This window comes from Sphingomonas sp. PL-96, assembly GCF_020707215.1.
Lineage (GTDB): Bacteria > Pseudomonadota > Alphaproteobacteria > Sphingomonadales > Sphingomonadaceae > Sphingomonas.
Genome location: NZ_JAJFET010000004.1, coordinates 115572 through 140545 on the forward strand (window position 1 = coordinate 115572; position 24974 = coordinate 140545).

The following is a 24974-nucleotide window of genomic DNA, read 5'->3' on the forward strand; positions in this document are numbered from 1 at the left end:
GGGGAGGGGGACCGGCGAAGCCGGTGGAGGGGTCTTCCCCGCACGCGGTGGCGGCGATGTGCCGAACACAGCTATCCAGATCGGACAGGATCGTGCGCGCCGGGATCCGGAGGACTCGGACTCCCTGGCCCCGAAGCCACGCATCACGTACGGCATCCCGCTCCGGACGACTGCCGCCCATGCGCGTCGCCATCGACCTCCACCGCGAGCCGCTGAGCCGAACAGAAGAAGTCCAGGACATAGGGACCCGCCGGGTGCTGACGGCGAAAGCGCAGGCCAGCAGGACGGGCCCGCAGTTCTCGCCATAGCAGAACCTCAGGCAAGCTCATCTCGCGACGGAATTTCCTGGCGAGCTTCTGCGTTGCCTCCGAACCGTGCAGCATGCGGACGACTACCCCTCCACCAGCCTGCGGCTGGTCCCCCTCCCCCTCCGGGGGAGGATCGAAGAGAGCAGCATCGATTTCGCGTGGCAACCGTCGTTGGAGCTTGAACAAAAAAGGGCGGCCCCTCGGACCGCCCTCTTCGTTCCTCGCTAGCCTCAGCGTCGGACCATCGTGCTCCGGCCGATCCGGTGCATCAGGCCCAGCGCGCTGCGGTAGCTCGCCTTGTGATAGGGCGAACCCTCCTCTAGCACCGCACTCAGCCGGCGATGCGCCTCGCCCAGCGCATGGTATGGCAGGCTGGGCAGCAGGTGGTGGAGCGCGTGATAGCGCAAGCCCACCGGCGCCCACAGGCCGGGCAACAGCCCCGGCGGTGGCACGTTCACCGAGTCGAGATACTGGGCGGTCACCGTCATCTGCTCGCCCTCGTTCTCCCACAGATGCGCCACCAGCGTGCGGACCTGGTTGAGGAGCGCCACGGCCGAACCGATGCCGAGACCGATCAGGAAGCCGCGCATCGGGACCACGCCGGTCGCGACCAGCGCCACCAGTCCGATCGCCCACACGCTCGCGGCGGCGTCGAGCCGGTCGAACAGCACCCGCTGCTCGCCGGCCGGAATGCGGCGGCGGAAGGACGGGTTGATCGACAGCGACGAATAGCGCGCAATCACCGTCTCGCGCAGTTTGGGCGACAGCCACGACAGCGGCGACAGGATCGCGAAGCGGATCAGCAGGCCGATCGGCGCCAGCAGCGACACCAGGATGAACACCGGCAGCGTCCACGGCTTCATCAGCGCGAGCGGCAGATATTCGGGATCGTCCGCGGTGCCATAGCGCGTCTTGGCATGGTGCAGGTTGTGCACGCCCTCGTACATGAAGGACGGCACCAGCATCGGAATCCCTGCGATCAGGTTCCAGCCCAGCCGGAAGTGCGGCAGCGCCGCATGCTTCATGTGGCTGACTTCGTGGATGAACAGCAGCGCGCGGTACAGCGCCAGCACCGACACAACACCCGCCAGCACCATCACCAGCGGCGAGGCGGCGACCACCGCCACCACCAGCGCGCCGTAGCCAAGCACCGCCGAGCCGAGGAGGTCGGCCCAGTACAGCGTCGGGTTGGGAGCGTTCAGATCGCGCGTCAGCTCCGCCGCGGTGCGCAGCATCGTCTTGTCGTCGACAATGCGCGGCTTGGGGCCGACACGAGCGTCCGCCGGTCCGGCGGTATCCCGCGAAAGGGCAAGCGTGGGTTCCATGACCTGTTCCATAGCGCTGAGATAGTGGCGACAGCGTGGCATGTGTAGCGGTGCCGTGGGTCGCAGCGATGACTTGAATCAATCACTGTGATCGCCCGATCCCCTCGCCTTTGATCGCCTGCACCGCTACACGCGGCCGGTTCACCCCTTCGGAGGCAAGCGTGGCCATCCAACCGACGATCCGTCCCGTCCAGTCCAAGGCGGACCGCAAGGCGTTCATCGACCTGCCTTTCCGCCTATACGCGAACGATCCGCACTGGGTCCCGCCGCTGAAGAGCGAGGTCGCCGGCCAGATCGATCCGAAGAAGAACGGCTGGTTCAGCCATGCAGAGGCGCAGCTGATGCTCGCGGAGCGCGACGGCAAGGTCGTAGGCCGCATTTCCGCGCACCTCGACACGCTGGCGCTGACCATGCCGGCCGAGCAGGGCTTCGGGCCCGGCGTGGGCTTCTGGGGGATGTTCGAGGCGGAGGATGCCGCAACCGGCGCCGCCCTGATCGCGGCGGCCGAGGACTGGCTGCGCGCCAAGGGCATGACCCGCGCGATCGGCCCGGTGAGCCTGTCGGTGTGGGAAGAACCAGGCCTCCTCATCAAGGGGCAGGACCACAGCCCCACCGTGATGATGGGCCACCACCGCGCTGAATATCAGGGCTGGGTCGAGGCTGCCGGCTACCAGCCGGTCAAGCAGCTCGTCACCTATGAGCTCGACATCACCCAGGCGTTCCCGCCGATCGTCAACCGCATCATCCAGTCGGGCGAAAAGAACGCGCGCATCCGCATCCGCAAGGTGAACAAGGCACGCTTTGCCGAGGAAGCGGCCATCATCCTGGGCATCTTGAACGACGCCTGGTCGGACAACTGGGGCTTCGTGCCGCTCACCCAGCCCGAGATCGACGACGTCGGCAAGAAGCTGAAGCCCATCGTTTTCGAGGACCTGATCCGCATCGCCGAACTGGACGGCGAGCCGGTCGCGTTCATGATCACGCTTCCCGACCTCAACGAGGCGATCAAGCCGCTCAACGGCTCGCTGCTGCCGTTCGGCTGGGCCAAGCTGCTGCTGTGGCTGCGCAAGCCGCAGGTCCGCACGATGCGCGTGCCGCTGATGGGCGTGGTCAAGCGACTGCAGGCCTCGCGCATGGCGAGCCAGCTGGCCTTCATGATGATCGAGTACATCCGCCGGGATGCGGTGGCGCACTATGGCGCGACCCGCGGCGAGATCGGCTGGGTCCTGGACGACAACCAGGGGATGATCGCGATCGCCGATGCGATCCAGAGCCGGATCAACCGCGTCTACCAAGTCTATCAGCGCACCCTGTAACGCGCGCTGCCGGGGGCAGGGCCTGCCCCCGGGCGCGAAACCGCACGCTTAGCGACGCAGGTCGACGAGCGGGTCGTAGCCAAGGTCCAGCCACTGCTGGCGGGTGTGGCACTCCCGGCGCGGCAGGCGGGAGCCGGTGATCTCGGTCTTCACGCAATAGCGGGTCGACGGATTCACCGCTTTGGTCGTCAGCTCGCCATCCGTAGCGACTTCCGCCGGTGCCTTGACGGCCGGTGCCGGCACGGTCCGCAGCGGGTCCGCCATCGCAGGGGCTGCGACGGTGGCGACACCAAGGACGAGGGCGGCAGTGGCGGCAACAACACGAACGATCATGACAGTCTCTCCCTGAACTGCAGCCAATCGGCTGACGGAGAGAGCAGTGCATTATGCGTGCCAAACAGTGGCGCGACGTAATCTCAACGACTTACCAGACCGCCTGCCGCTGGCCAGCAAAACAGGCAGCCGAACCGCAGCAATACGCGCCATGTGTTGGCGGATTGCCCGGTCGCTCGGCCATGCAAGTTAAGAAGGAAGCGATCGTGCGGCAGGTCTCGCCCGAAGAGCGCCGCAAGAGGGTGGACGACTCGGCCTACCGCGCCGCTCTCCGGACGCAGCTTCTCAAGCGCCCCCGAGGCGATCCTGCGCACCGCGAGCGAGGTCTTGCACGAGGATCCGGGCAAGAGACAGCTAGTTCGCCCACGCACCACGGTCCGGCCTCTGCTCGCCGGGAGCCGCGCCCCAAACCTCAGAAGCGCCGCGCCACCCCGGCATAGAGCCGCAGGTCCGGCGTGTCGTGGTTGAGGCCAGCGGCGGTCCCCAGGTCCAGCTGGGTATCGTCATTCACCATCCAGCCGAACGACAGCGCGGCACGGACTTCGGTCGCCGCCTCGACCGGATCGTCATCGCGGCGGACCTCCCCCTCCAGCTCCATCGCCAGCGCGTCGGTCAGCGCGACCTCCAGCCCGACGATGTTGCCATAGGCCAGGTGCCGGCCATGGCCGTCCTCATTCGCCTCGGCTGCCACCTCCGGGGAGAGTTGCAGCGTGAACGTGTCGTTGAGTTCATAGGACAGCGGCACGATCAGGCTCGCGCCCCAGTCTCCGCCGCCGATCGGCTGGCGGCCGACGGGCAGCGTGACCGACGGCTGCACGGCCCAGGAGAAGCCGGAGCCGTCCGGATTGGCGAGGTTGACGCGCGCGCCCAGCGTCAGGTCGCCGACGCGGTTCTGCCGCTCGGTCTCGCCCAAAACCCGGTCGCGCGTCACCTCGCGACCAAAGGGCTGCCATTCCAGCTGCAGCTCGGCACGATCGCTGACGCCGAAGCGCAGCAGCGTGTCGGCGATCAGCAGCGTGTCGGTGCGCTCGTCGGCGCTGCGGTCATGCTCCCAATCGACCAGGGCGGTTTCCACCGCCACCGCGCCCTGGTCCAGCACGCACGGGCTCTGACCAAGGCTGGGACGCGTGGGGCAATAGTCGCGCGCCTGGGCGGCGACAGGACACAGCAACGCCACCGCAAGCGCGGCCGAGCAGAGCGGCCTCACCGCAACCGCACCCAGGTGGGCGCATGGTCGCTGGCCTTTTCGCGGCCGCGATACGCCTTGTCGACACCGGCGTCCTGCATGCGGTCGGCCGCGATCGGGCTCAGCAACAGATGGTCGATGCGAAAGCCAGCATCCCGCTGCCAGGCACCGGCCTGATAGTCCCAGAAGGTCCACACGCCCCCCTTGGGAAAGCGGGTGCGCAGCGCGTCGGTCCAGCCCTGCGCCACCAGTGCGCGATAGCCCTGGCGCGACTCCGGCTGCATCAGCGCATCGCTCGCCATCGCCCGTACCGAGAACACGTCGTCGTCGTTCGGAATGACGTTGTAGTCGCCGGCCAGCACCACCGGCCGCTCCTCAGCCAGCAGGTCGCGCGCACGCGCCGACAGCCGCTCGATCCAGCGCAGCTTATAATCGAACTTGGGTCCGGGCACCGGATTGCCGTTGGGCAGGTAGATCGACGCGATCACCACCCCATCGACCTCGGTTTCCAGATAGCGGCTGTGCTCGTCCTCGGGCTCGCCGGAAAGCCCGCGCTGCCACTCGATCGGATCGGCGCCCCTGGCCAGCACGGCAACGCCGTTGAACCCCTTTTGCCCATGCCAGACGGCGCCATAGCCTGCTGCGCGAATTTCCGCCTCGGGAAAGGTCTCGTCGCTGGACTTGAGCTCTTGCAGGCAGACGACGTCGGGCGTCTGCTCCTCAAGATACTCCAGCAGGCGCGGCAGGCGCGCCTTGATGCCGTTGACGTTGTAGCTGACGATGCGCACGCTCGAGCGTCAGACCGAAAAGCTGCTGCCGCAGCCGCAGCCCGACGCGGCATTGGGGTTCTCGACCCGGAAGGCGGCGCCGCCCAGCGACTCCACGAAGTCCACCTGCGCGCCCCCGACCAGGTCCAGGCTCATCGAGTCGACCACCAACTGGACGCCGTCGGTTTCGGTCACGCTGTCGTCGCCCTCCGGCGCGTCGGCCAGGCCGAAGCGGTACTGGAAGCCCGAACAGCCGCCCCCTTCGACTGAGAGACGCAGGATCGCGGGCTTGCCCTGGCGCGCAGCGATCGCGGCCACACGGGCAGCGGCGGATGGCGTCAGGCCGACGGAAAGAGGATTGGTGGCCATGGCCGGGAGATAAGAGGAACGGGGGCCATCGGCAACCTCATGGTCGCCGTGGCCCCTCTCCTCTCCGTACCTCGAAAAACTCGGAGCGATCAGTTCGCCGGGCCGCCAACGCCCAGCTGGCGATTGCGAGCCGCGCGGTCCTGTGCCGCCAGCAGCTGGTCGCCGGCCTGCAAATAGGGGACAGGGTTGACCGCCGCGCCGTTGATGCGGACTTCATAGTGCAGGTGGCTGCCGGTCGAGCGGCCGGTCGAGCCCATCAGGCCGATCAGCTGGCCGCGGCGCACGCGGGTGTTCTCGCCCACCAGGATCTTCGACAGATGGCCATAGCGGGTCTGGATACCCTTGCCATGGTTGAGCTCGATCAGGTTGCCATAGCCGCCGGCGCGCTGGGCGCGACCGACGATGCCGTCTGCCGTCGCATAGACGGGCGTGCCGATCGGCCCGGGAAGGTCAATGCCGGCGTGCATCGCGGCAGTGCCGCGGAACGGGTCGGAACGGACGCCGAAGTTGCTCGACAGCTTCATGTCGTCGATCGGCTGGAGCGACGGGATGGCGATCGCCGCCTGCTCGGTCGTGTCGAGCTTTTTCCAGGTCATGAAGAGGTTGCGGAACTGGGAGTCCGCTTCGCTCGACGCTGCCGTCATCGTCGCCGCCTCGGCCGTGCTCACCGGCTCATAGGGGCCACCCACTGCCTCGGCGGGGCCGGCCGCAACCGCCGGGTCGACCGCGGCATTGGCGGCGCCATAGCCCGAACCCAGCGTCAGCGCGGCGAACGCCATCACCATCGCCTGCGTGCGGGCTGCGCCCCCGCTGCGGCGGCGGGTCTGGCCGTCTGCGGCGAGATCGCGAAAAGTGAAGAAACGACGGAACCGCTGAGCAATCGCGGCGTTGGCTGAGACGACGTTGCTGATGGTCATACTGAGTCCGGCGATCCAGGCGTTAGCAACCGGCGGGCCGGTCGCGGCTTCATCGATGTCTCAGCTGCAGCCCCTCCGCGCCTTGACGACTGTTGGTTGACCCCAGGCGTCAGCTTTCCGCAAGCGGCTCGTAATAATCGCGCGTCAGACCGGCATAGGCGCGCGCTGAATCGTTGAACGGTGGCTTAATGGCTCCGCGGAAGTGCCGACGCACCAGCGTCTGCCAGTGCGCGGCGGGAATGATTCGTTCGATTTTACAACGCTGTTGGAACCATCGGGTGCCGGCGGAAACATGCCGGATTTCATCGGTATAGATGCGGTGGAGGATGCGTGCGGTCGCCTCGTCGCCGGCTGCCCGCGCCCGATCGACCGTGGCCGGCGTCACGTCCAGTCCGCGCGCTTCCAGCACCATCGGCACCACCGCCAGCCGGGCGAGCGCGTCGTGCGCGGTCTCGATCGCGGAATCCCACAAACCGTCGTGCGCAGGCAGCGCGCCATAGTGGCTGCCGAGCTGGCGCAGCCGGCGCTCCAGCAGCGCAAAATGCATCGCCTCGTCCGCGCCGACGCTGATCCAGTCGTCGGTAAAGCCGCGCGGAAACTCCGCCCCGAACCGCCCGGCGGCATCGAACGCCAGGTCGATCGCGACGAACTCGATGTGTGCCAGCGCGTGCAGCAGCGCCAGACGCCCGCGCTCGGACCCGCCCTTGCCGCGCTTGGGCATGCGGTTCGGCGGCAGCAGTTCGGGGTGCTCCGGACGACCCGGCCGATCGGGCATCGCCACGTCAAAGGCAAAAGCCAGGTCGCCGCGCCGCCATGCCCGCGCGGTGGCGCGCGCCGCCTTCACCTTGGCGCGCGGGTCGGCGATCTCCAGCACCGCGCGGCATGCCTGGGCGATGCTCGTCACCCGGCGGTCTTCAGCGCTCGTGCCGCCGTCAGCACGGCCTCGGCATGGCCGGGCACCTTCACCTTGCGCCATTGCTGCACCAGCCGCCCCTCGCCATCGAACAGAAAGGTCGCGCGCTCGATCCCCATGTAGCTGCGGCCGTAGAGCTTCTTCTCGCCCCATACGCCAAAGGCCTCGCAGGCGTCGCCCTCGTCGCTCGCCAGCCGGACCGCCAGTTCATGCTTGGCGATGAAGCGTTCCAGCTTGGCCGGCGGATCCTTCGACACGCCGATTACGGCGACGCCCGCTTCCCCAAATTGCGCCGCAAGGTCGCCGAAGTCGATCGCCTCGCGCGTGCAGCCCGCGGTGTCGGCCTTGGGGTAGAAATAGATCACCGCCGGCCGCACTGCCGACAGGTCGAAGCGCCCACCGTCGCTCCCCGTCAGGGTCACCGCCGGGATCATGTCGCCCAGGTTCATTGCTTCGTCTCGCTTACCGCTGCCCAGATTTCCGCGACCCGTTGCCGTGCCGCGTCCAGCGACGCAACCGCGCTGTCCCAGTCCGCCTGCCCCAGCGCCCGCGCGACCAGCGCCCGCGAGGCGGATGGCGGCAGCTGCGCGTCCGGGGCGACCAGCCGGAAGGTCACGAGAGCGCGGGTCAACAGCGCATGCGCCCCCGCCAGCCCCTCGGGCAGCAGCCCTGCCGCCTCCAGTGCCGCGATCGCAGTCGGAAGGTCAGGATGGAGGCCGGTGCGGTGGACCAGCTGGGCGACGTGCACCGTGAACTCCAGGTCGACCAGCCCGCCGGGCGCGAGCTTCACGTCGAGCGGGCCTTGCGCGGGCTTGTGGCGCGCCATTTCGGCCCGCATCTCGCGCGCCTCCGCCACCACGTCGCGCTCGGGCCGGTCGCCCTCCAGCACGCGCCGGATGATGCCCGCTACCTGTTCGCGCGCCGCTGGCGACCCAAACACCGGCCGCGCGCGGGTCAGCGCCATATGCTCCCAGGTCCAGGCGCTTTCACGCTGGTAGCGGGCGAATCCCTCCAGCGAGACCACCAGCGGTCCCTGCCCGCCCGAAGGCCGCAGCCGCGTGTCGATTTCGTACAGCGGCCCCGAAGCGGTTGCCACCGAAAGCGCCGCCGTCACCCGCTGCGCCAGGCGATTGTAGTAGAGCACTGCCCCCAGCGGCTTGGCCCCGTCGGACTCGGCACGATAATCGCCCGTGAACAGATAAATGACGTCCAGGTCGGAGGCGTGGGTCAGCAGCCCGCCGCCCAAGCGGCCGAGCGCCACGATCACCAGCTCGCTCTCCGGCACGCGGCCATGCTGGGCCGCGAACTCGGCGACGGTGGCGGTGACCAGCGTCTCGATCGCGGCTTCGGCAACCCGCGCATAACCGGCAGCCACGGTCAGCGGGTCGCTGGTGCCTGCAACGATCTGTGCGCCCAGCGCAAAGCGCTTCTCGCCCACCACCGCGCGGGCATGGTCGAGCACCGCCTCATAGGGCATGCCGGCGTCGCGCGGCAGCATCTCGGCCGCGAGCTCCGCCACCTCCCCCACCGGCTCCAGCGCGCTTGCGTCCATCAGCCCGTCGAGCAGCGTCGCCCGCCGCGCCAGCGCTTCCGCGAGCGTCGGCGCATGACACAGGATCGCGCTCAGCAGCCGGGCAAGCGCAGGCTGCGCCTCCAGCAGGCGGAACAGGTTGATCGCACTCGGCAGGCGAGCGAGCATCGCGTCCAGCCGGATCAGCGCCTGATAGGGGTCGCTCGCGGTGGCGAGGCTGGTGAGCATCTCCGGCAGGGCGGCTTCCAGCGCCGTGCGCGCGGCGGGGCTGCGCAGCGCCGGATAGCGGCCGCTGCGCCAGTCGCCGATCCGCCGCATCGCCTGGTCCGCGGGATCGAAGCCCAGCTCCGCCAGCCGCGCCTCCAGCAACTGCGCGTCGGCGGGCACCGCGGGCCGGTCGGTCTCGCCCAGCGTGTCGTACACCGCGGCCACCGCCGCCACCTGCGGCCAGAGCAGGTCGAGCAGCGCCGCCCCGCCTTCGACACCGTGCAGCCGCGCGACATGGTCCAGCGCTTCCGGGGAGGTCGGGAGACTGTGGGTCTGGCGATCGTCCACCATCTGCAGCCGGTGCTCGATCGTGCGGAACAGCGTGTAGCCTTGCGCCAGCGTCGCAGCCTGTTCGGGCGCGATCCAGCCGGCATCCGCCAGCACCGCCAGTGCGTCCAGCGTGGCCGGCGCCCGCAGCGCACGGTCGCGCCCGCCGTGGATCAGCTGGTGGACCTGCGCGAAGAACTCCGCCTCCCGAATGCCGCCGCGCCCGCGCTTCAGGTCGTACCCGGGTCCGAACGCCTGGCCCTGCGCATAATGATCGCGGATGCGGCCCGAAATCTGCCGGATCTCCGCCACCGCGCCATAATCGAGCGCGCGCCGCCACACGAACGGGCGGATCGCGACCAGGAACCGCCGCCCCAGCGACAGGTCGCCCGCCGCGGCCCGCGCGCGGATGAACGCCGCGCGCTCCCAAGGCAGCGCCTGCGACTCATAATAGCTGATCGCCGCCCCCACCGGCAGCGCAATGGGCGACGCCTCCGGCGCGGGCCGCAGCCTGAGGTCGACGCGCAGCACATAGCCGTCCCCATCGCGCGTCTGCAGCAGCTCGGTCGCGCGCCTGGCGATCTTGATCGCGGCCTCGTCCGCGGTCTCGCGCTCCCGGTGCGGCAGGGTCGCGCGATCGAACAACAGGATCGGGTCCACATCGGACGAGTAATTCAGCTCGCGGCTGCCCTGCTTGCCGAGCGCGATCGCGACAAAGCCTTGGGGCTGCGCGCCGGGCGTGCGTTCCTCGATCGCCGCGCGGATTGCCACGTCCAGCGCATGGTCGGCAAAGTCGCTCAGCAATCGCGTGACGCGCCGCAGGTCATAAGCGCCCGACAGGTCGCCCAGTGCCACCAGCAGCGCCACTCGCCGCCGCTCGATCCGCAGCCGCCGGGCCACGCCCATGTCGCCGTCCGCGACCCTGGCGTGGGCGATCGGATCGGCAAGCCAATCGCCGTCCAGCACCCCTGCCTCCTGCTCCAGCAAGCGGGCCAGAAACGGGGAGTGCTCACGCGCACGTCCGATGGCAGAGTTCAGATCCATGAAGCACTCGCGCAGTGTTTGATGACGGTCACGCAACGACAAAAGCGCATGTTGAAAGCAACAAATATCAGGATGTCGAGTTGTTAGGCCGATGGTTACTTCGCCACCTCACTCGGCCATGGATGCCATTTCTTCCCCGGACAAGTCCCGCGGTGTTGTCGTGCGACGGCCGCGGGAAACGGACGCCGTCGGCAATGCGCTGCGCCAAAGCTTCGAAGGTGCCGCCACTGGGTCCGAGGAGTTCGTCCGCTACCTGCGCCAGCTCGATCAGGTGCCAGGGCAATGCTGACGGACACCACCGCTACCGGCGCTTGTGGTACCCGTCCCTCACCTTGAGGACCGCAGATCCCTGCACGGCAGGGATTTCGGGCCAAGCAGGAAACCAGCTTGCGGCGCTTCTCGACCCTGGGCTCCCGCCTGCGCAGGAGCACTAAGAGGCTGTGCAAAGGTCCCGCTTCAGGCGCACAGCGCCGGGCAGCACGCACCCTTCGCCGTCAGCGAACGCGCTTCCTATCGATCGCGGCTGAGTTCGTTGACCTCGCCCATGATCGCTTCCAGCGCGGTCTGGTCGCCATTGCCCGGATGCGAGGCACGCGCGGGCAACTGGCCTTCGCTCAGCAGCGCTTCCAGCGCCACGCGGCCGCGCGCGACGCGGCTCTTGATGGTGCCGACCGCCACGTTGCAGATCTCGGCCGCTTCCTCATAGGCAAAGCCGCCGGCACCGACCAGGATCAGCGCCTCGCGCTGCGGCTGCGGCAGGTGGAGCAGCGCGCGCTGCATGTCGGAAAGCTCGACGTGGCGATCCTGGCTCGCGGGTGCCGCCAGGATGCGATCGGCGACCAGATCGTCCCACTCGCCCTTGAATCGGGCGCGACGCATCTGGGAGAGATAGAGGTTGCGCAGGATGATGAAGGTCCAGGCGCGCATGTTGGTGCCGGCCTGGAAGCGCTGACGCGCCGCCCATGCCTTGAGCAGCGTTTCCTGCACCAGATCGTCGGCCAGATCGCGGCTGCCCGAAAGCGACCGTCCAAAGGCGCGCAGGTGCGGAATTACCTGCGCCAGCTGCTTCTTGAACTCAGGATCGGACAGCGCGACGTGTTCGACCACGCCAGTCTCTTCGTCCGTAACTTCCGGTTCAGTCATGAAAATCCGATCGGTGGGCGGCCGCACATTCGCGACAGCGCCATGTTGCCAACATAGGGGATGCGCCCGCCGATTGCCAGCGGGCACGCCAGCCGGTTTCTCGGCGGGCCTGGTCAGGACCAGAGAATGATCGCGAAGATCACGATGACCAGAACCAGCGACACCCCCAGGATGTAGCGGGTCATTCCGGGGGTCGTGCCCGCACGGGCACGATCCGTGTTGAGGTGGGTTCGGTCTTCGTCAACCATGATGCCTTAACCCCCGGAAGTCGTTTTGGCTCCGTATCAGTTGGTCGGCACCGTCGACTGGTCGAAGAACAGCGCCTGGCTGATCGCCGCCTTCACGGTGGACCGCTGGAACGGCTTGGTGATCAGGAAGGTCGGCTCCGGACGCTCGCCCGTGAGCAGTCGCTCCGGGAAGGCGGTGATGAAGATCACCGGCACGTTGAACTCGGCCAGGATGTCCTTGACCGCGTCGATGCCCGAGCTGTCGTCGGCAAGCTGGATGTCGGCGAGGACCAGGCCGGGACGATCCTCCATGGCGAGCGCCACGGCTTCGTCGCGAGTGACGGCCACGCCGGTCACGTCATGGCCCAGGTCGCGCACGATGGTTTCCAGATCCATCGCGATCAGCGGCTCGTCCTCGATGATCATGACGCGCGAACGAGTCTGCGCCTCGATCTCGCGAAGCGCTTCGGCCACCAGCGCCTCGACCTCCTCTTCCGAGCTGTCGATCAGATAGGCGGTGTCTTCGTTGGTGAAGCCCTCCATCGCGGTCAGCAGCAGTGCCTGGCGCGACAGCGGTGCGATGCGGGCGAGCCGGGCGCGCGCGATGGCTTCCTGATCGTCGCCGGCGTCGTCGCGGGCAACGTCCTGTTCGGGATGGGTGGACGACCAGATCGCCTGAAAAGTGCGGTAGAGGCCAAGGCGGGGATCAACGTCCCGCGGAAATTCCTCGGGCGCGGCCACGATCGCCTCAAGGGCGGCACGCACGTAGCGGTCACCCTCTGACTGGCTGCCCGTGAGCGCACGACCGTAGCGCCGCAGGAAAGGAAGATGCGGCGCCAGTTGCTGTCCAAGCGACATGATCGGGTAGGTCTCCTCCAGAGTGAGACGGCCATTCTGAGGAGCCGCCCCCATGTTTGCAAATCATTAGCACGTTGGCGGAAGAGACGCTCTCCCCCGATTTCGCGTCAGGGGTTGGAACCAACGAGGACGATTTTAGTTTCACGCCATGCGCCGGTGCTCTGCCTGCCTTGAAACGCGGGCCTGTGCGGCGCGCATCTGGTAGGATTGGCGCGGCCGGGTTTGTTCATGTAGTGCGCGGCGAGGTGCCGGGCTTTGGGGGCTTAGGGTGTGCAGTTGGTGACGGGTTCGAACGAGACGGAACAGCAGGAGCGCGCCGCAACCGCGGACGGCAAGCAGAAGCCTGAAGAGGGCAAGCAGAACAACGTCGGCGACGCGCTGCGCGCCGTCTATCAGGACGCCGCCGGGGAAGCGATCCCGGACGAGATGCTCGACCTGCTCAGCAAGCTCCAATAGCGCCACCTCGTGGCCGAAGACGACCTTGAACGCCGCAGGCCAAAGGTGCCTGTGGCGGCGTTTCAGCGCCTACCTACCGGCGCTCGCGTTTTCCTGATCCTCAGCATCGCGCTGTTGCCGCTGGCGCTGATCGCGCTGTTCGCGACGCTGCAGACGACGCGAACCGTGGACGTGGAGACCCGTGCGCGGCTTCGCGTGGCCGGTGTCGAGGCGTCGCGTGCGCTGGCGAACGAATTGGTAGGCGATCTTACGGCATTGCGCGTTGCCCTGCGCGCGATCGACAGCGACGCGCGGGACGCCCCCAGCTGTGCGCGCGTCCAAGGCATCTTCGCCCAGCAGTCCGCCGCCGGCATCCGCTTCCAGGTTGCCGATGCAACCGGGCGTCTGCTCTGCGGCGCCGAGCTGCCGGTCCCCGTCCCCGCCCCGACCGACCCCAGTCAGCTCAAGATCACGCTGCTGCCGAGCGAAGGCCTGCTGGTCCATCTGCCAGACGCGCCCAATGGCAGCCGGGCCGACGCCTTTTTCCCCAAGCAGGTGCTCGCCGACGTGGCGCGCCCCAGCGGCTTTGTGCCTCCTTATGCCGCTCAGCTTACGCGCACGGACGAGGTTCCGCTGGAGCTTCAGCCGCTTGCCCGTCGCGGGCCGCTCGACCGGCGCGAGACGCTGGTGGTGCCGCTGGGCTTTGACGATCTTTCCTTCGCGATGTCGGTGCGCAGCGCGCCCATCACCTCGCCGGTGCTGGTTGCCATGCTGCTGCCGCTGCTGATGTGGGCGGCGGCTGCGGGCATCGGCTGGTTCGTGGTCGATCGGCTGCTCATCCGCCCGCTGCGCCGCCTGCGCACCAGCGTTGCGGCGTATACGCCGGGCGAAGTGATCGGCAGCGTCGACTATGGCGTCGTGCCCGCGCAGGAAATCTCGGACCTTGCAGAGACGTTCGAGGCGATCACCCGCACGGTGCAGCAGCACGAGACGAACCTGGCCGACGGCCTCGTTCGCCAGACCAAGCTGACCCGTGAGGTCCACCACCGCGTCAAGAACAACCTCCAGGTCATCGCCAGCCTGATCAACTTCCACGCGCGCAGCGCCAGCAGCGCCGAGGCCAGCGAGGCCTATGCCGCCATTCAGCGCCGCGTGGACGCGCTCGCCGTGGTGCACCGCCATCACTTCGCCGAACTGGAAGAAAACCGCGGGCTCGAGCTGCGCGCGGTGATCGGCGAGCTTGCCTCCAACATCCGTGCGACCGCGCCCGAACACGCCGCGCGCATGGGCATCACCATCGATGTGGAGCCGCTGCTCGTCTCCCAGGACGTCGGCGTCGCCGTGTCCTTCCTGCTGACCGAGCTGGTCGAGCTGGCGATGATGGTGAACCCGGCCACCCAGGCGCGGATTTCCGCCAAGCTCGCCTCAGTCGAGGCCGAGCAGGTGGTGTTGCGCGTGAGTTCGCCGGCGCTGGTGGAAAGTGCCGAGCTGAGCGCGCTGGTCGCCTCGCGCTACGGCCGCGTCCTGCTGGGCCTCTCGCGCCAGCTGCGCGCGCCGTTGCACCATGATCCGCTGGTGGGTGCCTATGAAATCGCGATCAACGCGCGGTCGGCACGCTGATCCAACCGTACGAGCCTGCGCTTGGGAAAAAAGAATTCGGCGCAGGCGATTTTCTCCGGAACCTCCCCCGATCCGCGTCGTTTGGTTCTTCGGATAGCGACCTTATGCCCCCCCGCTCTCGCTATCCAGAACACGGGCCCGGAAGCGTCTACCCTCCCCCCCCCCGGTGACGCTTCCGGGCCCACATTTTTCCCCCACATCGACATCGCACCCAGGCTTTCATGCCACAGTTGCGCGACCTTTTTGCAAGGTCGATCCGATAGCGGAACGAAAATCCCGGTCGGGCATTCCCCACCTGCACATTCAACGGGTTGGAGGTTTCCATGCGTAAGGTTCTGAGTCTGATGATCGTCACCGGTGCCCTGATGGTCAGCGCGTGCAACACGATCGAAGGCGCGGGCCGGGACGTGTCGTCCGCGGGTGACGCCGTCTCGGGCGCTGCCGACGGCAGCAAGTAAGCGCATCACCGATGCAGGAACGGGCGGTCCAGGATGTCCTGGGCCGCCCGTTTCCGTTTCTGTCTTCCTCAGGCGGCGCGTTGCGCGTCGAACGTGGCACGCGCCCGGTCGACCTCGGGCATGTGTTCCCGGGTCCAGGCGTAGAGCGCGCGGAAGGGCGGCTGGAGGGTACGCCCCAGCGGCGTGATCTCATATTCCACGGCCACCGGAGAGGCGGGGATCACCCGCCGCGACACCAGCCCATTGCGCTCCAGCCGGCGCAGGCACTGGGTCAACGCCTTTTGCGTCACCCCTTCCAGCCGCCGCTTGATCGCGTTGAAGCGCAGCGGCCCGTCATCCAGCGTCGTCAGCACCATCATCGACCATTTGTCCGCGATCTGGTCGAACAGCAGCCGGCTGGGGCAGTTGGCGTCAAAATGGTCGCACGGGATCACGGGGCGGTTTCCTTGAAGATACCTGCATACCTTGAGGTACCGTATTGACCTCAGGTTTCCTGTGTATACCTGAGCGGCACCAGTTCGCAAACGGAGCTTCCCTCGCATGTCCGCATCGGCCGACGTCCTTTTCCGCCCCTTCCGCATCAAGTCGCTTGAACTGCCGAACCGCATCGTCATGGCACCGATGACGCGGGGCTTCGCGCCCGCCGGCATCCCGGGTGAGCCCCAGGCCGCCTATTATCGCCGCCGCGCCGAAGGCGGCGTGGGCCTGATCCTGTCGGAAGGCACGGTGATCGACCGGCCCGCGTCGCGCAACATGGCCGGCATTCCCCTCTTCCACGGCGAGCAGGCGCTCGCAGGCTGGCAGCAGGTGATCGACACCGTCCACGCCGCCGGCGGCAAGATGGGCCCGCAGATCTGGCACACCGGCTCGACCCGGTCGGGCGACTGGGAGCCGGACGCACCGGTCGAAAGCCCCTCGGGCCTGCTCGCGCCCGGCGAGCCGCGTGGCGAGACCATGAGCGAAGAGGCGATCGCCGACACCATCGCTGGCTTTGCCCGTGCGGCGGCTGATGCCAAGCGGCTCGGCTTCGACACGATCGAGCTGCACGGCGCGCACGGCTATCTGATCGACCAGTTCTTTTGGGCGGGTACCAACGAGCGCAGCGATCGCTGGGGCGGCGCTACGATCCGGGAGCGCTCGCGCTTTGCGGGCGAAGTGGTGAAGGCGGTGCGCGAGGCGGTTGGCCCCGACTATCCGATCATCCTGCGCCTCAGCCAGTGGAAGCAGCAGGACTATGCCGCGCGCCTGGCCGAGACGCCCGAGCTGATGGCCGACTGGCTGCAGCCGCTGGTCGATGCCGGTGTCGACGTGCTCCACTGCTCGCAGCGCCGCTTCTGGGAGCCCGAGTTCCCCGAGCTGGACGGCGAAAAGGGCCTGAACTTCGCCGGCTGGGCGAAGAAGCTGACCGGTGCGGCCACCATCAGCGTCGGCTCGGTCGGGCTGTCGGGGGAGTTCCTGGCGGCGTTCGGCGGCGAAAGCTCCTCGACCGTCGGCATCGAGAACCTGATCGAGCGCATGGAGCGCGACGAGTTCGACCTGATCGCGGTCGGCCGTGCGCTCATCAGCAACCCCGACTGGGTCGCCCGCATCCGCGAAGGCGATGCCGCCAAGGTGAAGGGCTTCGAGGCCGCCGCCCTGGGCGAGCTGGTCTGATCCCCCTGCCGGCGCGTACCGCTGCGTACGCGCCGGCGCTTCGGCAATCGCCCCGCCCGCGCTATGGCGCCGGCATGGAACGCAACGACCAGGGTGGGCGCCGCACGGCGCTGGTGACGGGTGCTTCGGGCGGCCTGGGGCAGGAGATCGCCCGCGGCTTGGCCGCGACAGGCGTGCACGTCGTCCTTCAGGGCCGCCGCCTGCAAGCACTGGAGGCACTCGCGGCGACGATCGCCGCGGACGGTGGCTCCGCCGAGCCGCTTGCCGTCGACCTTGCGGACGAGGCCGCACTTGCCGCCTGCCTCGCCGCGCTGCCGCCGATCGACATCCTCATCAACAACGCCGGCCACCGCGACCGCCGCCCCCTCGCCGACATCGACCGTGCCGCCGTCCGCCGCATGCTGGAGGTGAACCTGGTCGCGCCGTTCGACCTCGCCCGCCGGATCGCGCCCGGCATGGCCGCAGGGGGCCGCATCCTCAACATTACCTCGATCGCCGGGCCGCTCGCGCGCAGCGGCGACGCCGCCTACACCGCGTCCAAGGGCGGGCTGGAGGCGCTCACCCGCGCGCTCGCGGCCGAGCTCGGCCGGCGCGACGTCACCGTCAATGCGGTCGCCCCCGGCTTCTTCGCGACGCAAGCCAATGCCGCGATGGTCGCCGATCCGGCGGTCGCGGCGCATCTCGCCACCCGCACCTCGCTCGGGCGCTGGGGACGGCCGGAGGAGATCGTGGGGCCGGTGCTGTTCCTAACCTCGCCGGAGGCGTCCTACGTCACCGGCCAGGTGCTCGCCGTCGACGGCGGCTACACCGCGCATTTTTGATGGGCTGGAACATGCTCGCGAAGCGGCGTAGAATGGGATCGGCCCGCAATCAGCAGGCCGATCGCATGCGGAGACTGGCATGATCCTTTCTGCCCTCGCACTGCTGGCCGCCGGCCAGGTCCAAGCCGCACCGGCTCCCCCGCCCGCATCCGCCGAAACCGTGCGCTGCGTCGAGCAGACAACGCTTGGCTCGCGCGTACCGCGCAAGCTGTGCCGCACGGAGCAGGAACGGGCGGCGGCAGGCGAAAGAAAGGACCGTACGCACGCGCTCGCGGCGTTCCATCCGAAGAACGGCGGCGTCGGCTTCACCAACAACTGATCCGCGCGGGCGTCACCGCGCGTGGTAGAAGTCGTACACTTGCTGCGCGACCGCGGCCGACACGCCTGGCGCCTTCTGCAAATCCGCCAGGCTCGCGCCGCGCACCGCCTTGGCGGTGCCGAAGTGCATCAGCAGCGCCTTCTTGCGCGCGGGGCCGATGCCCGGAACCTCGTCGAGCGGGCTCGCGCCCATCGCCTTGGCCCGCTTCTGCCGGTGCGCGCCGATCGCGAAGCGGTGGACCTCGTCGCGTAGCCGCTGGAGGTAGAACAGCACCGGCGCGTTGACCGGCAGCGTGAACTCGCGCCCGTCCATCAGGTGGAACACCTCGCGCCCGTCGCGGCCGTGGTGCGGGCCCTTGGCGACGCCGACCAGGCACACGTCCTCGATGCCCAGGTCCTCCAGCACTTCGCGCGCGGCGTTCAGCTGCCCGCGGCCGCCGTCGATCAGCACCAGGTCCGGCCACTCGCCCGAATCGCGATCCGGATCCTCCGCCTGCGCACGGCCGAAGCGGCGGGCGAACACCTCGCGCATCATGCCGAAGTCGTCGCCCGGCACCGTATCCTTGTTGCGGATGTTGAACTTGCGATACTGGCCCTTGCGGAAGCCCTCCGGCCCCGCGACCACCATCGCGCCCAGTGCAGCCGTGCCCTGGATGTGGCTGTTGTCGTACACCTCGATGCGGTCGGGCGGTTCGGGCAGCTCGAACAGGTCGGCCACCTCGCGCAGCAGCCTGGCCTGGGTGGTCGACTCGGCATTGCGCCGGTCCAGCGCCTCCACCGCATTGCGCGTCGCCTGCTCCAGCAGCCGGCGGCGGGGCCCACGCTGCGGCACCGACAGCGCGACTTTGTGCCCGGCCCGCTCGGCCAGCGCCTCGCCCAGCAGCTCGGCCTCGGCAAGCTCGCGGTCGACGAACACGTTCCGGGGCGGCGGCACCTCCTCGTAGAACTGCATCAGGAAGCTCGCGAGCACCTCGTCCTCGGGCACGTCGCTGGTGTGCTGCGGGAAGAAGCTGCGATGGCCCCAGTTCTGCCCGCCGCGGATGAAGAAGGCCTGGATGCCGATCGTGCCTTCCTTGCACGCCAGCGCGAACACGTCCGCGTCGCCCACGCCATCGGCGTTGATTGCCTGGCTGCCCTGGATGAAGGTCAGCGCCTTCAGCCGGTCGCGCAGCACCGCTGCCAGCTCGAAGTCCATGTTCTCGGCCGCCGCCGTCATCTGCTCGCCGAGCTTCGCCTGCACCTTGGTCGACTTGCCGGCCAGGAAGTCCTTGGCGTCGCCCACCAGCTCGGCATAGCCCGCCTCGTCAATGCGGCCGACGCAGGGCGCCGAGCAGCGCTTGATCTGGTGCAGCAGGCACGGGCGGTCGCGGGTGCGGAAGAAGCTGTCGGTGCAGCTGCGCAGCAGGAACAGCTTCTGGAGCGCGTTGAGCGTCTGGGTGACCGACCCGGCGCTCGCGAACGGGCCGTAGTAATTGCCCTTCGCACGCCGCGCGCCGCGATGCTTCTGGATGCGCGGGAAGTCGTGGTCCGCGCGCAGCAGTATGAAGGGGAAGCTTTTGTCGTCGCGCAGCAGCACGTTGTACGGCGGGCGATAGCGCTTGATCAGCTGCGCCTCGAGCAGCAGCGCCTCGGCCTCGTTGTTGGTCGTGACGATCGTCATCGACCGCGTCTGCGACACCATGCGCTGGAGCCGCTTCGACAGGCGCGACACCTGGGTGTAGTTCGCCACGCGGTTCTTCAGCGCGCGCGCCTTGCCGACGTACAGCACGTCGCCGCGCGCATCTTGCATGCGGTACACGCCCGGCCGCACCGGCAGCGTGGCGAGCACGTTGCGGATCGCCGCGACGCCCGCCTCCAGGTCGGGCGCGTCGGTGCCGCCACGCACGGTGTAGGCGGCCTTTTCCTCGTTGAATCGGCTGGGAGAATTGGGATCGGACATTGCGTGCCGATCTAGGGAGTCGAGGCGGGTACCGCCAGCGTCAGAGTTCGGCGCGGCCACTCCGCTGCCTCACTCGCAACCGTACCCCGGCGGAGGCCGGGGCCCAGTTGGGCGACGAAGGAGAGGGAGCGCGCACCTCAAAGGTCGCCGCAATTGGGCCCGGGCCTTCGCCGGGGTACGGTGTGGTTGGGGCGGAGGTCGCGAGCCTCGCGACCGGCGCGCAGCCGCGGCTAACACGCTACGGCCGCTCCGGCGCTCTTCCGTGCTCCCGCGAAGGCGGGAGCCCAGAGCACCGCGCGCTACCGGCGGTGGTGCTGCTTGGCCCTGGATCCCGCCTGCGCGGGGATACGGCCCCTAGCGGCGCCGGCTCAGACCCGCGCGAACAGCTTCGTGCCGACCACGCCGATCACGATCAGCGCCATGAAGAACGCCTGCATCGGCCCGATACGATCGCCAAACAGGATCGACCCGCCGATGATCACGCCGACTGCACCAAGCCCGGTCCACACCGCATAGGCGGTGCCCGCGGGGATGCCGCGCATCGCCATCGCCAGCAGGCCCATGTTCACGAACGACAGCACGATCGGCACCGACGAGGCGGCGATCGTCGCCTGCGTGCCGGCCCACTTCAGGCTCAGCGCCCAGCAGATTTCGGTGACGACGGCAATGCCCAGGATGATCCAGGCCATGAGACACACTCCTGGGCTCTGGAAACGGAAAAGGGCGCCGCCGGAAACCCGAGAAGCGGCGCCCCTGTCAGGCTGTGGGAGGGCTCAGCGCCCCACCCATGTTGCTGGCGTCAGTGCGGGCGGCCAAGCCCCGCAATGGTGCGGTCGATCAGCGTGCGGTCGCCCTCGGCGCCGAGCCGGTCGGCGATCAGGGTCGCTGCCGCCTTAGCGGCGGCGTCGGCCGCCTTGGCGCGAACCTCGGCGATTGCCTGGCGCTCGGCCGCGGCGATGCGGTCCTCGGCCATCTTGGCGCGGCGGTTGGTCAGCTCGGTGGCGTCCGCCTCGGCCTTGGCGACGATCGCCGCGGCCTCGGCATGGGCATGCTCGCGCATTGCCGCTGCTTCGGCATCGGCCTGCTGCGCCTTGAGGGCGTATTCGGCCTTCAGCGCCTCGGCCTCGGCACGCAGCCGCTTGGCTTCGTCGAGCTGGGTGCGGATCGTCGCGATCCGGGTGTCCAGCATGCCGGCGATGCCCTTGTGCGCACGCCGCCACACCAGCAGCAGGATCGTCAGCAGGGCAGCGACCGCAACCCAGCCGGTCGAATCCATGCCCCAGGCGGTGGGGCTCACTTCGTGATGCTGGTCCGCGACGCCGGTGCTGTGCATCGGCTCCGACGACAGGCCGTCCGCCTCGCGGATCGGCTGCTTCTCCAGCGGCTCCAGCGCCGCGGCATGATCCAGTCGTTCGGCCACGATCGTCGATCCGTTCCCGTTAGCCATGCGTCACCGCCTTGCGGACGGCGTCGGTGGCGGCCTCGCGGCTCACCTCGATGCCCGCCAGCTTGGCGACGATGCCCTGCGCGGCGTCGGCCGCGACATCTTCCAGGCTGGCGAGCGCGCTCGCGCGGGCCTGATTGACCTCAACCTCGGCTGCATCCAGGCGGGCCTGCATGGCGGCGTTGGCAGCCTTGGCGCGCTCGGCGGCATCCGCCGTTGCTTTCGCCTTGGCGGCGTTGGTCTCGGCAAGCGATGCCTGGCGAGCCTCCGCCATGCGGGTGCGCCAGGCCTCTTCGGTCGCGTCGGCTTGCTGGCCGGCGCGCGTGGCGGCGGCAAGGTCCTCGGCGATCTGCGCGTCGCGCTTCTCGACCGTGCCCTGAATCCTCGGCACCATGCCGCGCCCGATCCCGAAATAGATCAGGCCGAACACGATCAGCAGCCAGAAGATCTGCGAGGCATAGGTCGCAGTGATCTGTTCGATTTGCGGCATGGCGGTTCCCGTCCGTTCGCGTGGGAGCGTTTCGTGCCCGGCCCGCCGCCGCTAGCGACAGGGGCCGGCCACGAAAGGCAGGTTACGCGACGAAGATCAGCAGCACCGCGACGACGAACGCGAGCAGGCCCAGAAGCTCGGCGGCGGCGAAGCCGATGAACAGGCGGCCCTGCTGACCGTCGGCGGCACCCGGGTTGCGCAGCGCGCCTTCGAGGAACTTGGCGAAGACGTTGCCCACGCCGAGTGCGGCAAGACCCGCACCGATGGCTGCCAGACCGGCACCGAGCAGCTTTGCGGCTTCTGCGTCCATGATAAAACTCCTGTTGGGTATCTGTTGGTTGGAAAGATCAGTGCAGGTTGACGGCGTCGTTCAGGTAGAGCGACGTCAACAGCGCGAACACGTAAGCCTGGATGGCGCACACCAGCAGCTCGAGCAGGGTGATGCCGATCATCAGGATGAAGCTGGGGATGGCCACCAGCGGCGCGACCCACACGGCTTCCGCGTTCAGGCCGTTGATCACGAAGCCCGCCAGCACCTTCAGCAGGATGTGGCCCGCGGTCATGGCGACGAACAGTCGGAGACCAAGGCTGAACGGGCGCACCAGGAACGAGAACAGCTCGACCACCGGGATCAGCCACAGCAGCCACCAGGGCGTTCCGTGCGGCACGAACAGCGAGAAGAAGTGCAGGCCGTGACGCGAGAAGCCGACGATCAGCACCAGCGCGAAGCTGATGATCGCCAGCACGCCGGTGACGGTCAGGTGGCTGGTGACGGTGAACGGATGCACGCCAGGGACCAGGCCGAACGGCAGCAGGCCCAGAATGTTCGCGATCAGGATGAACATGAACAGCGAGAACACGTACGGCAGGAAGCGCTTGCCCTCCGGCCCGATGTTCGCCGTCAGCATGTCCCCGATAAAGCCGGTGAAGCTCTCCACCGCCATCTGCCAGCGACCGGGGACGGTCTGCCCCTTCATGCCGCCGAGCATGAACAGCCACAGGACGACAAGCGTCGCGACCATCCACAGCGCGGAGTTGGTGAAGGCAATATTATACCCGAACAGGTTCCAGCTCTGACCGAACACGGGTTCGATCAGGAACTGATGCATCGGGTCGATCTTGGATCCGCCTTGCGCCACGTTTCTTCCAACCGCCAATACGACGAACGCCCGGGTTATTCCGGGCGCTCGCCAGCAATCTTGATGATGTTCCTGAACCCGGCGCCTACCCCAAGGGCAAGCAGCGTGAGCAGGAGCCAGGGCGACGTTCCGAACCAGCGGTCAAGCAACCAGCCGATCAGCGCGCCGCCGACAAGGGACCCGAGGAGCGTCGCGAGCACGCGGTTGCCGAGCGAATAATTCCGATCGACCCCCGCCTTCGCACGCCCCGTCCGCACGGCCTCCGCGTGATTCGCTTGTTTCAGCCGCTGCTCGAGCGACGTGAGACGCGAATCCTCGGAACCATAAGGGTCCTGCCCGGGGCCGTTTTCCGCCATGCGCCATCCTCTCCTAAAGCATTGTTCGGGGGAGGAACGCATGTACGGCGAGCAACCCCGCCAAGGCGGCGCCCGTTTAGGAAGGGGTGCGTTTCAAGTCAACCTTTGTGACAGTTGATGAACAGCGCCCTCCCGGGTGCGGCACCCCTGCCACAGCGCATGCTTTCCTACTGCGCGGCCGCTGGTTCGCGCGCGCTCACCCCTTCGTCCTCGACCAGTGTCCCCAGCGCGCCGGTGCTGCGGGCGCGGCGGCCATAGACCAGCTCGAACAGCGGCGAGGCCATCAGCGTGGTCAGGATCGCCATCAGCACCAGGATCGAGAACAGCGCCGGGCCGATGATCCCGCGCTGCAGCCCGATGTTGATGATGATCAGCTCCATCAGCCCGCGCGCGTTCATCAGCGCGCCGATGCCGAGCGCAGTCGGATTGTCCTGCCCCGTCAGCCGCGCCGCCGCCCAGCACGCACCACCCTTGGCCAGCACCGAAGCCGCCAGGATCGCGAGCGTGACACCCAGCAGCCCCAGGTTGTCGACCAGCGTCAGCTGGGTGTTGAGGCCGGAGAAGGCAAAGAACATCGGCAGCAGCAGCACCACCGTCACCGGCTCAAGCTGGCGGCGCAGCCCGTCGGCAAAGACGCCGCGCGGCATCGCCACGCCCAGCAGGAAGCCGCCGAACACCGCGTGCATGCCGACCGCGTCCATCGCGAAGGCGGCACCCAGGAACAGCATCAGCGCGGTCGCGAGATCGCCCTGCGAGATCCCGCCGCGCGCCTCCGCCCGGCGGCCGAGCGGCGCCAGCAGCCGCGGCCCCAGCCCGAGCACCACCGCAGCGAACAGGCCGGCACCGCCGATCGCCTTCACCGCCACCATCGGGCCGTCGCCGAAGGTCGCGAGCACCACGGCCAGCACCGTCCAGGCGCCCGCATCGTCGATCGCGCCCGCCGACAGCGACAGCGTGCCGAGCGGCGTGCCCGACAGCCCGCGCTCATGGATGATGCGCGCCAGCATCGGAAAGGCGGTGATCGCGATGCATGCGCCCATGAACAGCGTCGCCTGCACGGACGTCACGCTGGGTGAGAACAGGCCCGGCACGCCGATCAGCCACGGCGTGATCGCCACGGCAACCAGGAAGGGTGCGGCCATGCCGGACAGCGAAACCGCAGCCGCGCTCCCGGCATTGCTGCGGAAGTGATCGGCGCGAAACCCCAGGCCGACCAGGAACATGTAGAGCCCGACGCCCAGCTGCGCGCCGACATAGAGGACGCCGCGCGCCTCCTTGGGGAACAGCATCGCCTGGAGATCGGGTGCGAGCAGGCCGAACAGCGACGGCCCCAGGATGACGCCGGCGATCATCTCGCCCACCACCTGCGGCTGTCCCAGGTAGCGCTTGCCCAGCCAGCCGACGCCGCGGGACATCGCGACGATCGCAAGCAATTCCAGAAAGAAGATCACGCTCAACTGCGCTGGTGCCATCTGCCCCTCCCCCAAGGCGGCCGCAGGCGGCGGCCGGTGCCGTTTCGACACGCGCCAA

Annotated in this window: 29 protein-coding genes; 7 read left to right on the forward strand and 22 right to left on the reverse strand. The window is 68.4% G+C overall.

Annotated elements, in window-relative coordinates:
• Positions 1-143: 143 nt before the first annotated feature.
• The gene (locus LK533_RS17955) at positions 144-383 is read right to left on the reverse strand and encodes an endonuclease domain-containing protein (protein WP_324255282.1); all 240 of its coding nucleotides are present in this window, start codon (positions 381-383) and stop codon (positions 144-146) included.
• A 155-nt stretch (positions 384-538) separates the two neighbouring features.
• Positions 539-1633: a fatty acid desaturase family protein gene (locus tag LK533_RS09720; protein WP_229362592.1), complete on the reverse strand. Its 1095-nt coding sequence runs from the start codon at positions 1631-1633 to the stop codon at positions 539-541.
• Positions 1634-1794: 161 nt separating this feature from the next.
• Between LK533_RS09720 and LK533_RS09725 the strand changes: the two genes are divergently transcribed.
• The gene (locus LK533_RS09725; protein ID WP_229362593.1) at positions 1795-2949 is read left to right on the forward strand and encodes an N-acetyltransferase; all 1155 of its coding nucleotides are present in this window, start codon (positions 1795-1797) and stop codon (positions 2947-2949) included.
• Between the two features lie 48 nt (positions 2950-2997).
• On the opposite strand, the gene LK533_RS09730 is transcribed toward LK533_RS09725, so the two are convergent.
• The 11 genes from LK533_RS09730 to LK533_RS09775 form a co-directional block, all read right to left on the reverse strand.
• The gene (locus LK533_RS09730) at positions 2998-3282 is read right to left on the reverse strand and encodes a hypothetical protein (protein WP_229362594.1); all 285 of its coding nucleotides are present in this window, start codon (positions 3280-3282) and stop codon (positions 2998-3000) included.
• Between the two features lie 412 nt (positions 3283-3694).
• The gene (locus LK533_RS09735; protein ID WP_229362595.1) at positions 3695-4459 is read right to left on the reverse strand and encodes a transporter; all 765 of its coding nucleotides are present in this window, start codon (positions 4457-4459) and stop codon (positions 3695-3697) included.
• A 26-nt stretch (positions 4460-4485) separates the two neighbouring features.
• A complete protein-coding gene (xth, locus tag LK533_RS09740) occupies positions 4486-5256 on the reverse strand; it encodes an exodeoxyribonuclease III (RefSeq protein WP_229362596.1) in 771 nt (256 codons plus the stop codon).
• 9 nt (positions 5257-5265) lie between these two features.
• A complete protein-coding gene (gene erpA, locus LK533_RS09745; RefSeq protein ID WP_229362597.1) occupies positions 5266-5604 on the reverse strand; it encodes an iron-sulfur cluster insertion protein ErpA in 339 nt (112 codons plus the stop codon).
• Positions 5605-5693: 89 nt separating this feature from the next.
• Positions 5694-6521: a M23 family metallopeptidase gene (locus tag LK533_RS09750; RefSeq protein WP_229362598.1), complete on the reverse strand. Its 828-nt coding sequence runs from the start codon at positions 6519-6521 to the stop codon at positions 5694-5696.
• 109 nt (positions 6522-6630) lie between these two features.
• The gene (locus LK533_RS09755; RefSeq protein WP_229362599.1) at positions 6631-7425 is read right to left on the reverse strand and encodes a ferritin-like domain-containing protein; all 795 of its coding nucleotides are present in this window, start codon (positions 7423-7425) and stop codon (positions 6631-6633) included.
• On the reverse strand, positions 7422-7883 hold the full coding sequence (locus LK533_RS09760) for a peroxiredoxin (protein ID WP_229362600.1): 462 nt from the start codon (positions 7881-7883) through the stop codon (positions 7422-7424). The genes LK533_RS09755 and LK533_RS09760 overlap by 4 nt, the downstream gene beginning before the upstream one ends.
• On the reverse strand, positions 7880-10543 hold the full coding sequence (locus tag LK533_RS09765; protein ID WP_229362601.1) for a bifunctional [glutamine synthetase] adenylyltransferase/[glutamine synthetase]-adenylyl-L-tyrosine phosphorylase: 2664 nt from the start codon (positions 10541-10543) through the stop codon (positions 7880-7882). The genes LK533_RS09760 and LK533_RS09765 overlap by 4 nt, the downstream gene beginning before the upstream one ends.
• Positions 10544-11053: 510 nt before the next feature.
• Positions 11054-11686 (reverse strand): sigma-70 family RNA polymerase sigma factor, encoded by a 633-nt coding sequence (locus tag LK533_RS09770; protein ID WP_229362602.1) that lies wholly within the window; start codon positions 11684-11686, stop codon positions 11054-11056.
• A gap of 113 nt (positions 11687-11799) precedes the next feature.
• Entirely contained in the window at positions 11800-11934 is a 135-nt protein-coding gene (locus LK533_RS17830; RefSeq protein WP_267495320.1) for a hypothetical protein, read from the reverse strand.
• 36 nt (positions 11935-11970) lie between these two features.
• The gene (locus LK533_RS09775; RefSeq protein ID WP_229362808.1) at positions 11971-12771 is read right to left on the reverse strand and encodes a response regulator; all 801 of its coding nucleotides are present in this window, start codon (positions 12769-12771) and stop codon (positions 11971-11973) included.
• Between the two features lie 279 nt (positions 12772-13050).
• Between LK533_RS09775 and LK533_RS09780 the strand changes: the two genes are divergently transcribed.
• From LK533_RS09780 to LK533_RS09790, 3 genes are all read left to right on the forward strand, one after another.
• Positions 13051-13227 carry a NepR family anti-sigma factor gene (locus LK533_RS09780; RefSeq protein ID WP_229362603.1) on the forward strand — a complete coding sequence of 59 codons (177 nt, stop codon included), beginning with the start codon at positions 13051-13053 and terminating at the stop codon, positions 13225-13227.
• A gap of 9 nt (positions 13228-13236) precedes the next feature.
• On the forward strand, positions 13237-14826 hold the full coding sequence (locus LK533_RS09785) for a sensor histidine kinase (protein WP_229362604.1): 1590 nt from the start codon (positions 13237-13239) through the stop codon (positions 14824-14826).
• Positions 14827-15149: 323 nt separating this feature from the next.
• Complete coding sequence (locus tag LK533_RS09790; RefSeq protein ID WP_229362605.1) at positions 15150-15284, forward strand: entericidin A/B family lipoprotein; 135 nt, start codon at positions 15150-15152, stop codon at positions 15282-15284.
• 68 nt (positions 15285-15352) lie between these two features.
• Here the strand turns inward: LK533_RS09790 and LK533_RS09795 are convergent, their stop codons facing one another.
• Entirely contained in the window at positions 15353-15718 is a 366-nt protein-coding gene (locus LK533_RS09795) for a winged helix-turn-helix transcriptional regulator (RefSeq protein WP_229362606.1), read from the reverse strand.
• A 106-nt stretch (positions 15719-15824) separates the two neighbouring features.
• Between LK533_RS09795 and LK533_RS09800 the strand changes: the two genes are divergently transcribed.
• The 3 genes from LK533_RS09800 (at position 15825) to LK533_RS09810 (ending at position 18077) form a co-directional block, all read left to right on the forward strand.
• Positions 15825-16937 carry an NADH:flavin oxidoreductase gene (locus LK533_RS09800; RefSeq protein ID WP_229362607.1) on the forward strand — a complete coding sequence of 371 codons (1113 nt, stop codon included), beginning with the start codon at positions 15825-15827 and terminating at the stop codon, positions 16935-16937.
• A 74-nt stretch (positions 16938-17011) separates the two neighbouring features.
• Positions 17012-17758, forward strand: coding sequence for an SDR family oxidoreductase (locus LK533_RS09805; RefSeq protein WP_229362608.1), 747 nt, complete (start codon positions 17012-17014; stop codon positions 17756-17758).
• A gap of 79 nt (positions 17759-17837) precedes the next feature.
• Entirely contained in the window at positions 17838-18077 is a 240-nt protein-coding gene (locus LK533_RS09810; RefSeq protein WP_229362609.1) for a hypothetical protein, read from the forward strand.
• 12 nt (positions 18078-18089) lie between these two features.
• On the opposite strand, the gene uvrC is transcribed toward LK533_RS09810, so the two are convergent.
• From uvrC to LK533_RS09850, 8 genes are all read right to left on the reverse strand, one after another.
• Positions 18090-20015, reverse strand: coding sequence for an excinuclease ABC subunit UvrC (gene uvrC / locus LK533_RS09815; protein WP_229362610.1), 1926 nt, complete (start codon positions 20013-20015; stop codon positions 18090-18092).
• Positions 20016-20383: 368 nt separating this feature from the next.
• Complete coding sequence (locus tag LK533_RS09820; RefSeq protein WP_229362612.1) at positions 20384-20704, reverse strand: DMT family transporter; 321 nt, start codon at positions 20702-20704, stop codon at positions 20384-20386.
• A 110-nt stretch (positions 20705-20814) separates the two neighbouring features.
• Positions 20815-21462: a hypothetical protein gene (locus LK533_RS09825; RefSeq protein WP_229362614.1), complete on the reverse strand. Its 648-nt coding sequence runs from the start codon at positions 21460-21462 to the stop codon at positions 20815-20817.
• Positions 21455-21949 carry an ATPase gene (locus LK533_RS09830; RefSeq protein WP_229362616.1) on the reverse strand — a complete coding sequence of 165 codons (495 nt, stop codon included), beginning with the start codon at positions 21947-21949 and terminating at the stop codon, positions 21455-21457. The genes LK533_RS09825 and LK533_RS09830 overlap by 8 nt, the downstream gene beginning before the upstream one ends.
• Positions 21950-22031: 82 nt before the next feature.
• On the reverse strand, positions 22032-22259 hold the full coding sequence (locus tag LK533_RS09835; RefSeq protein WP_055927075.1) for a F0F1 ATP synthase subunit C: 228 nt from the start codon (positions 22257-22259) through the stop codon (positions 22032-22034).
• Between the two features lie 37 nt (positions 22260-22296).
• Positions 22297-23088, reverse strand: a complete 792-nt coding sequence (locus tag LK533_RS09840) for a F0F1 ATP synthase subunit A (RefSeq protein ID WP_129341876.1) — start codon at positions 23086-23088, stop codon at positions 22297-22299.
• A gap of 35 nt (positions 23089-23123) precedes the next feature.
• On the reverse strand, positions 23124-23444 hold the full coding sequence (locus tag LK533_RS09845; protein ID WP_125959025.1) for an AtpZ/AtpI family protein: 321 nt from the start codon (positions 23442-23444) through the stop codon (positions 23124-23126).
• 167 nt (positions 23445-23611) lie between these two features.
• Positions 23612-24916, reverse strand: coding sequence for a cation:proton antiporter (locus LK533_RS09850; RefSeq protein ID WP_229362618.1), 1305 nt, complete (start codon positions 24914-24916; stop codon positions 23612-23614).
• Between the last annotated feature and the right edge of the window lie 58 nt (positions 24917-24974).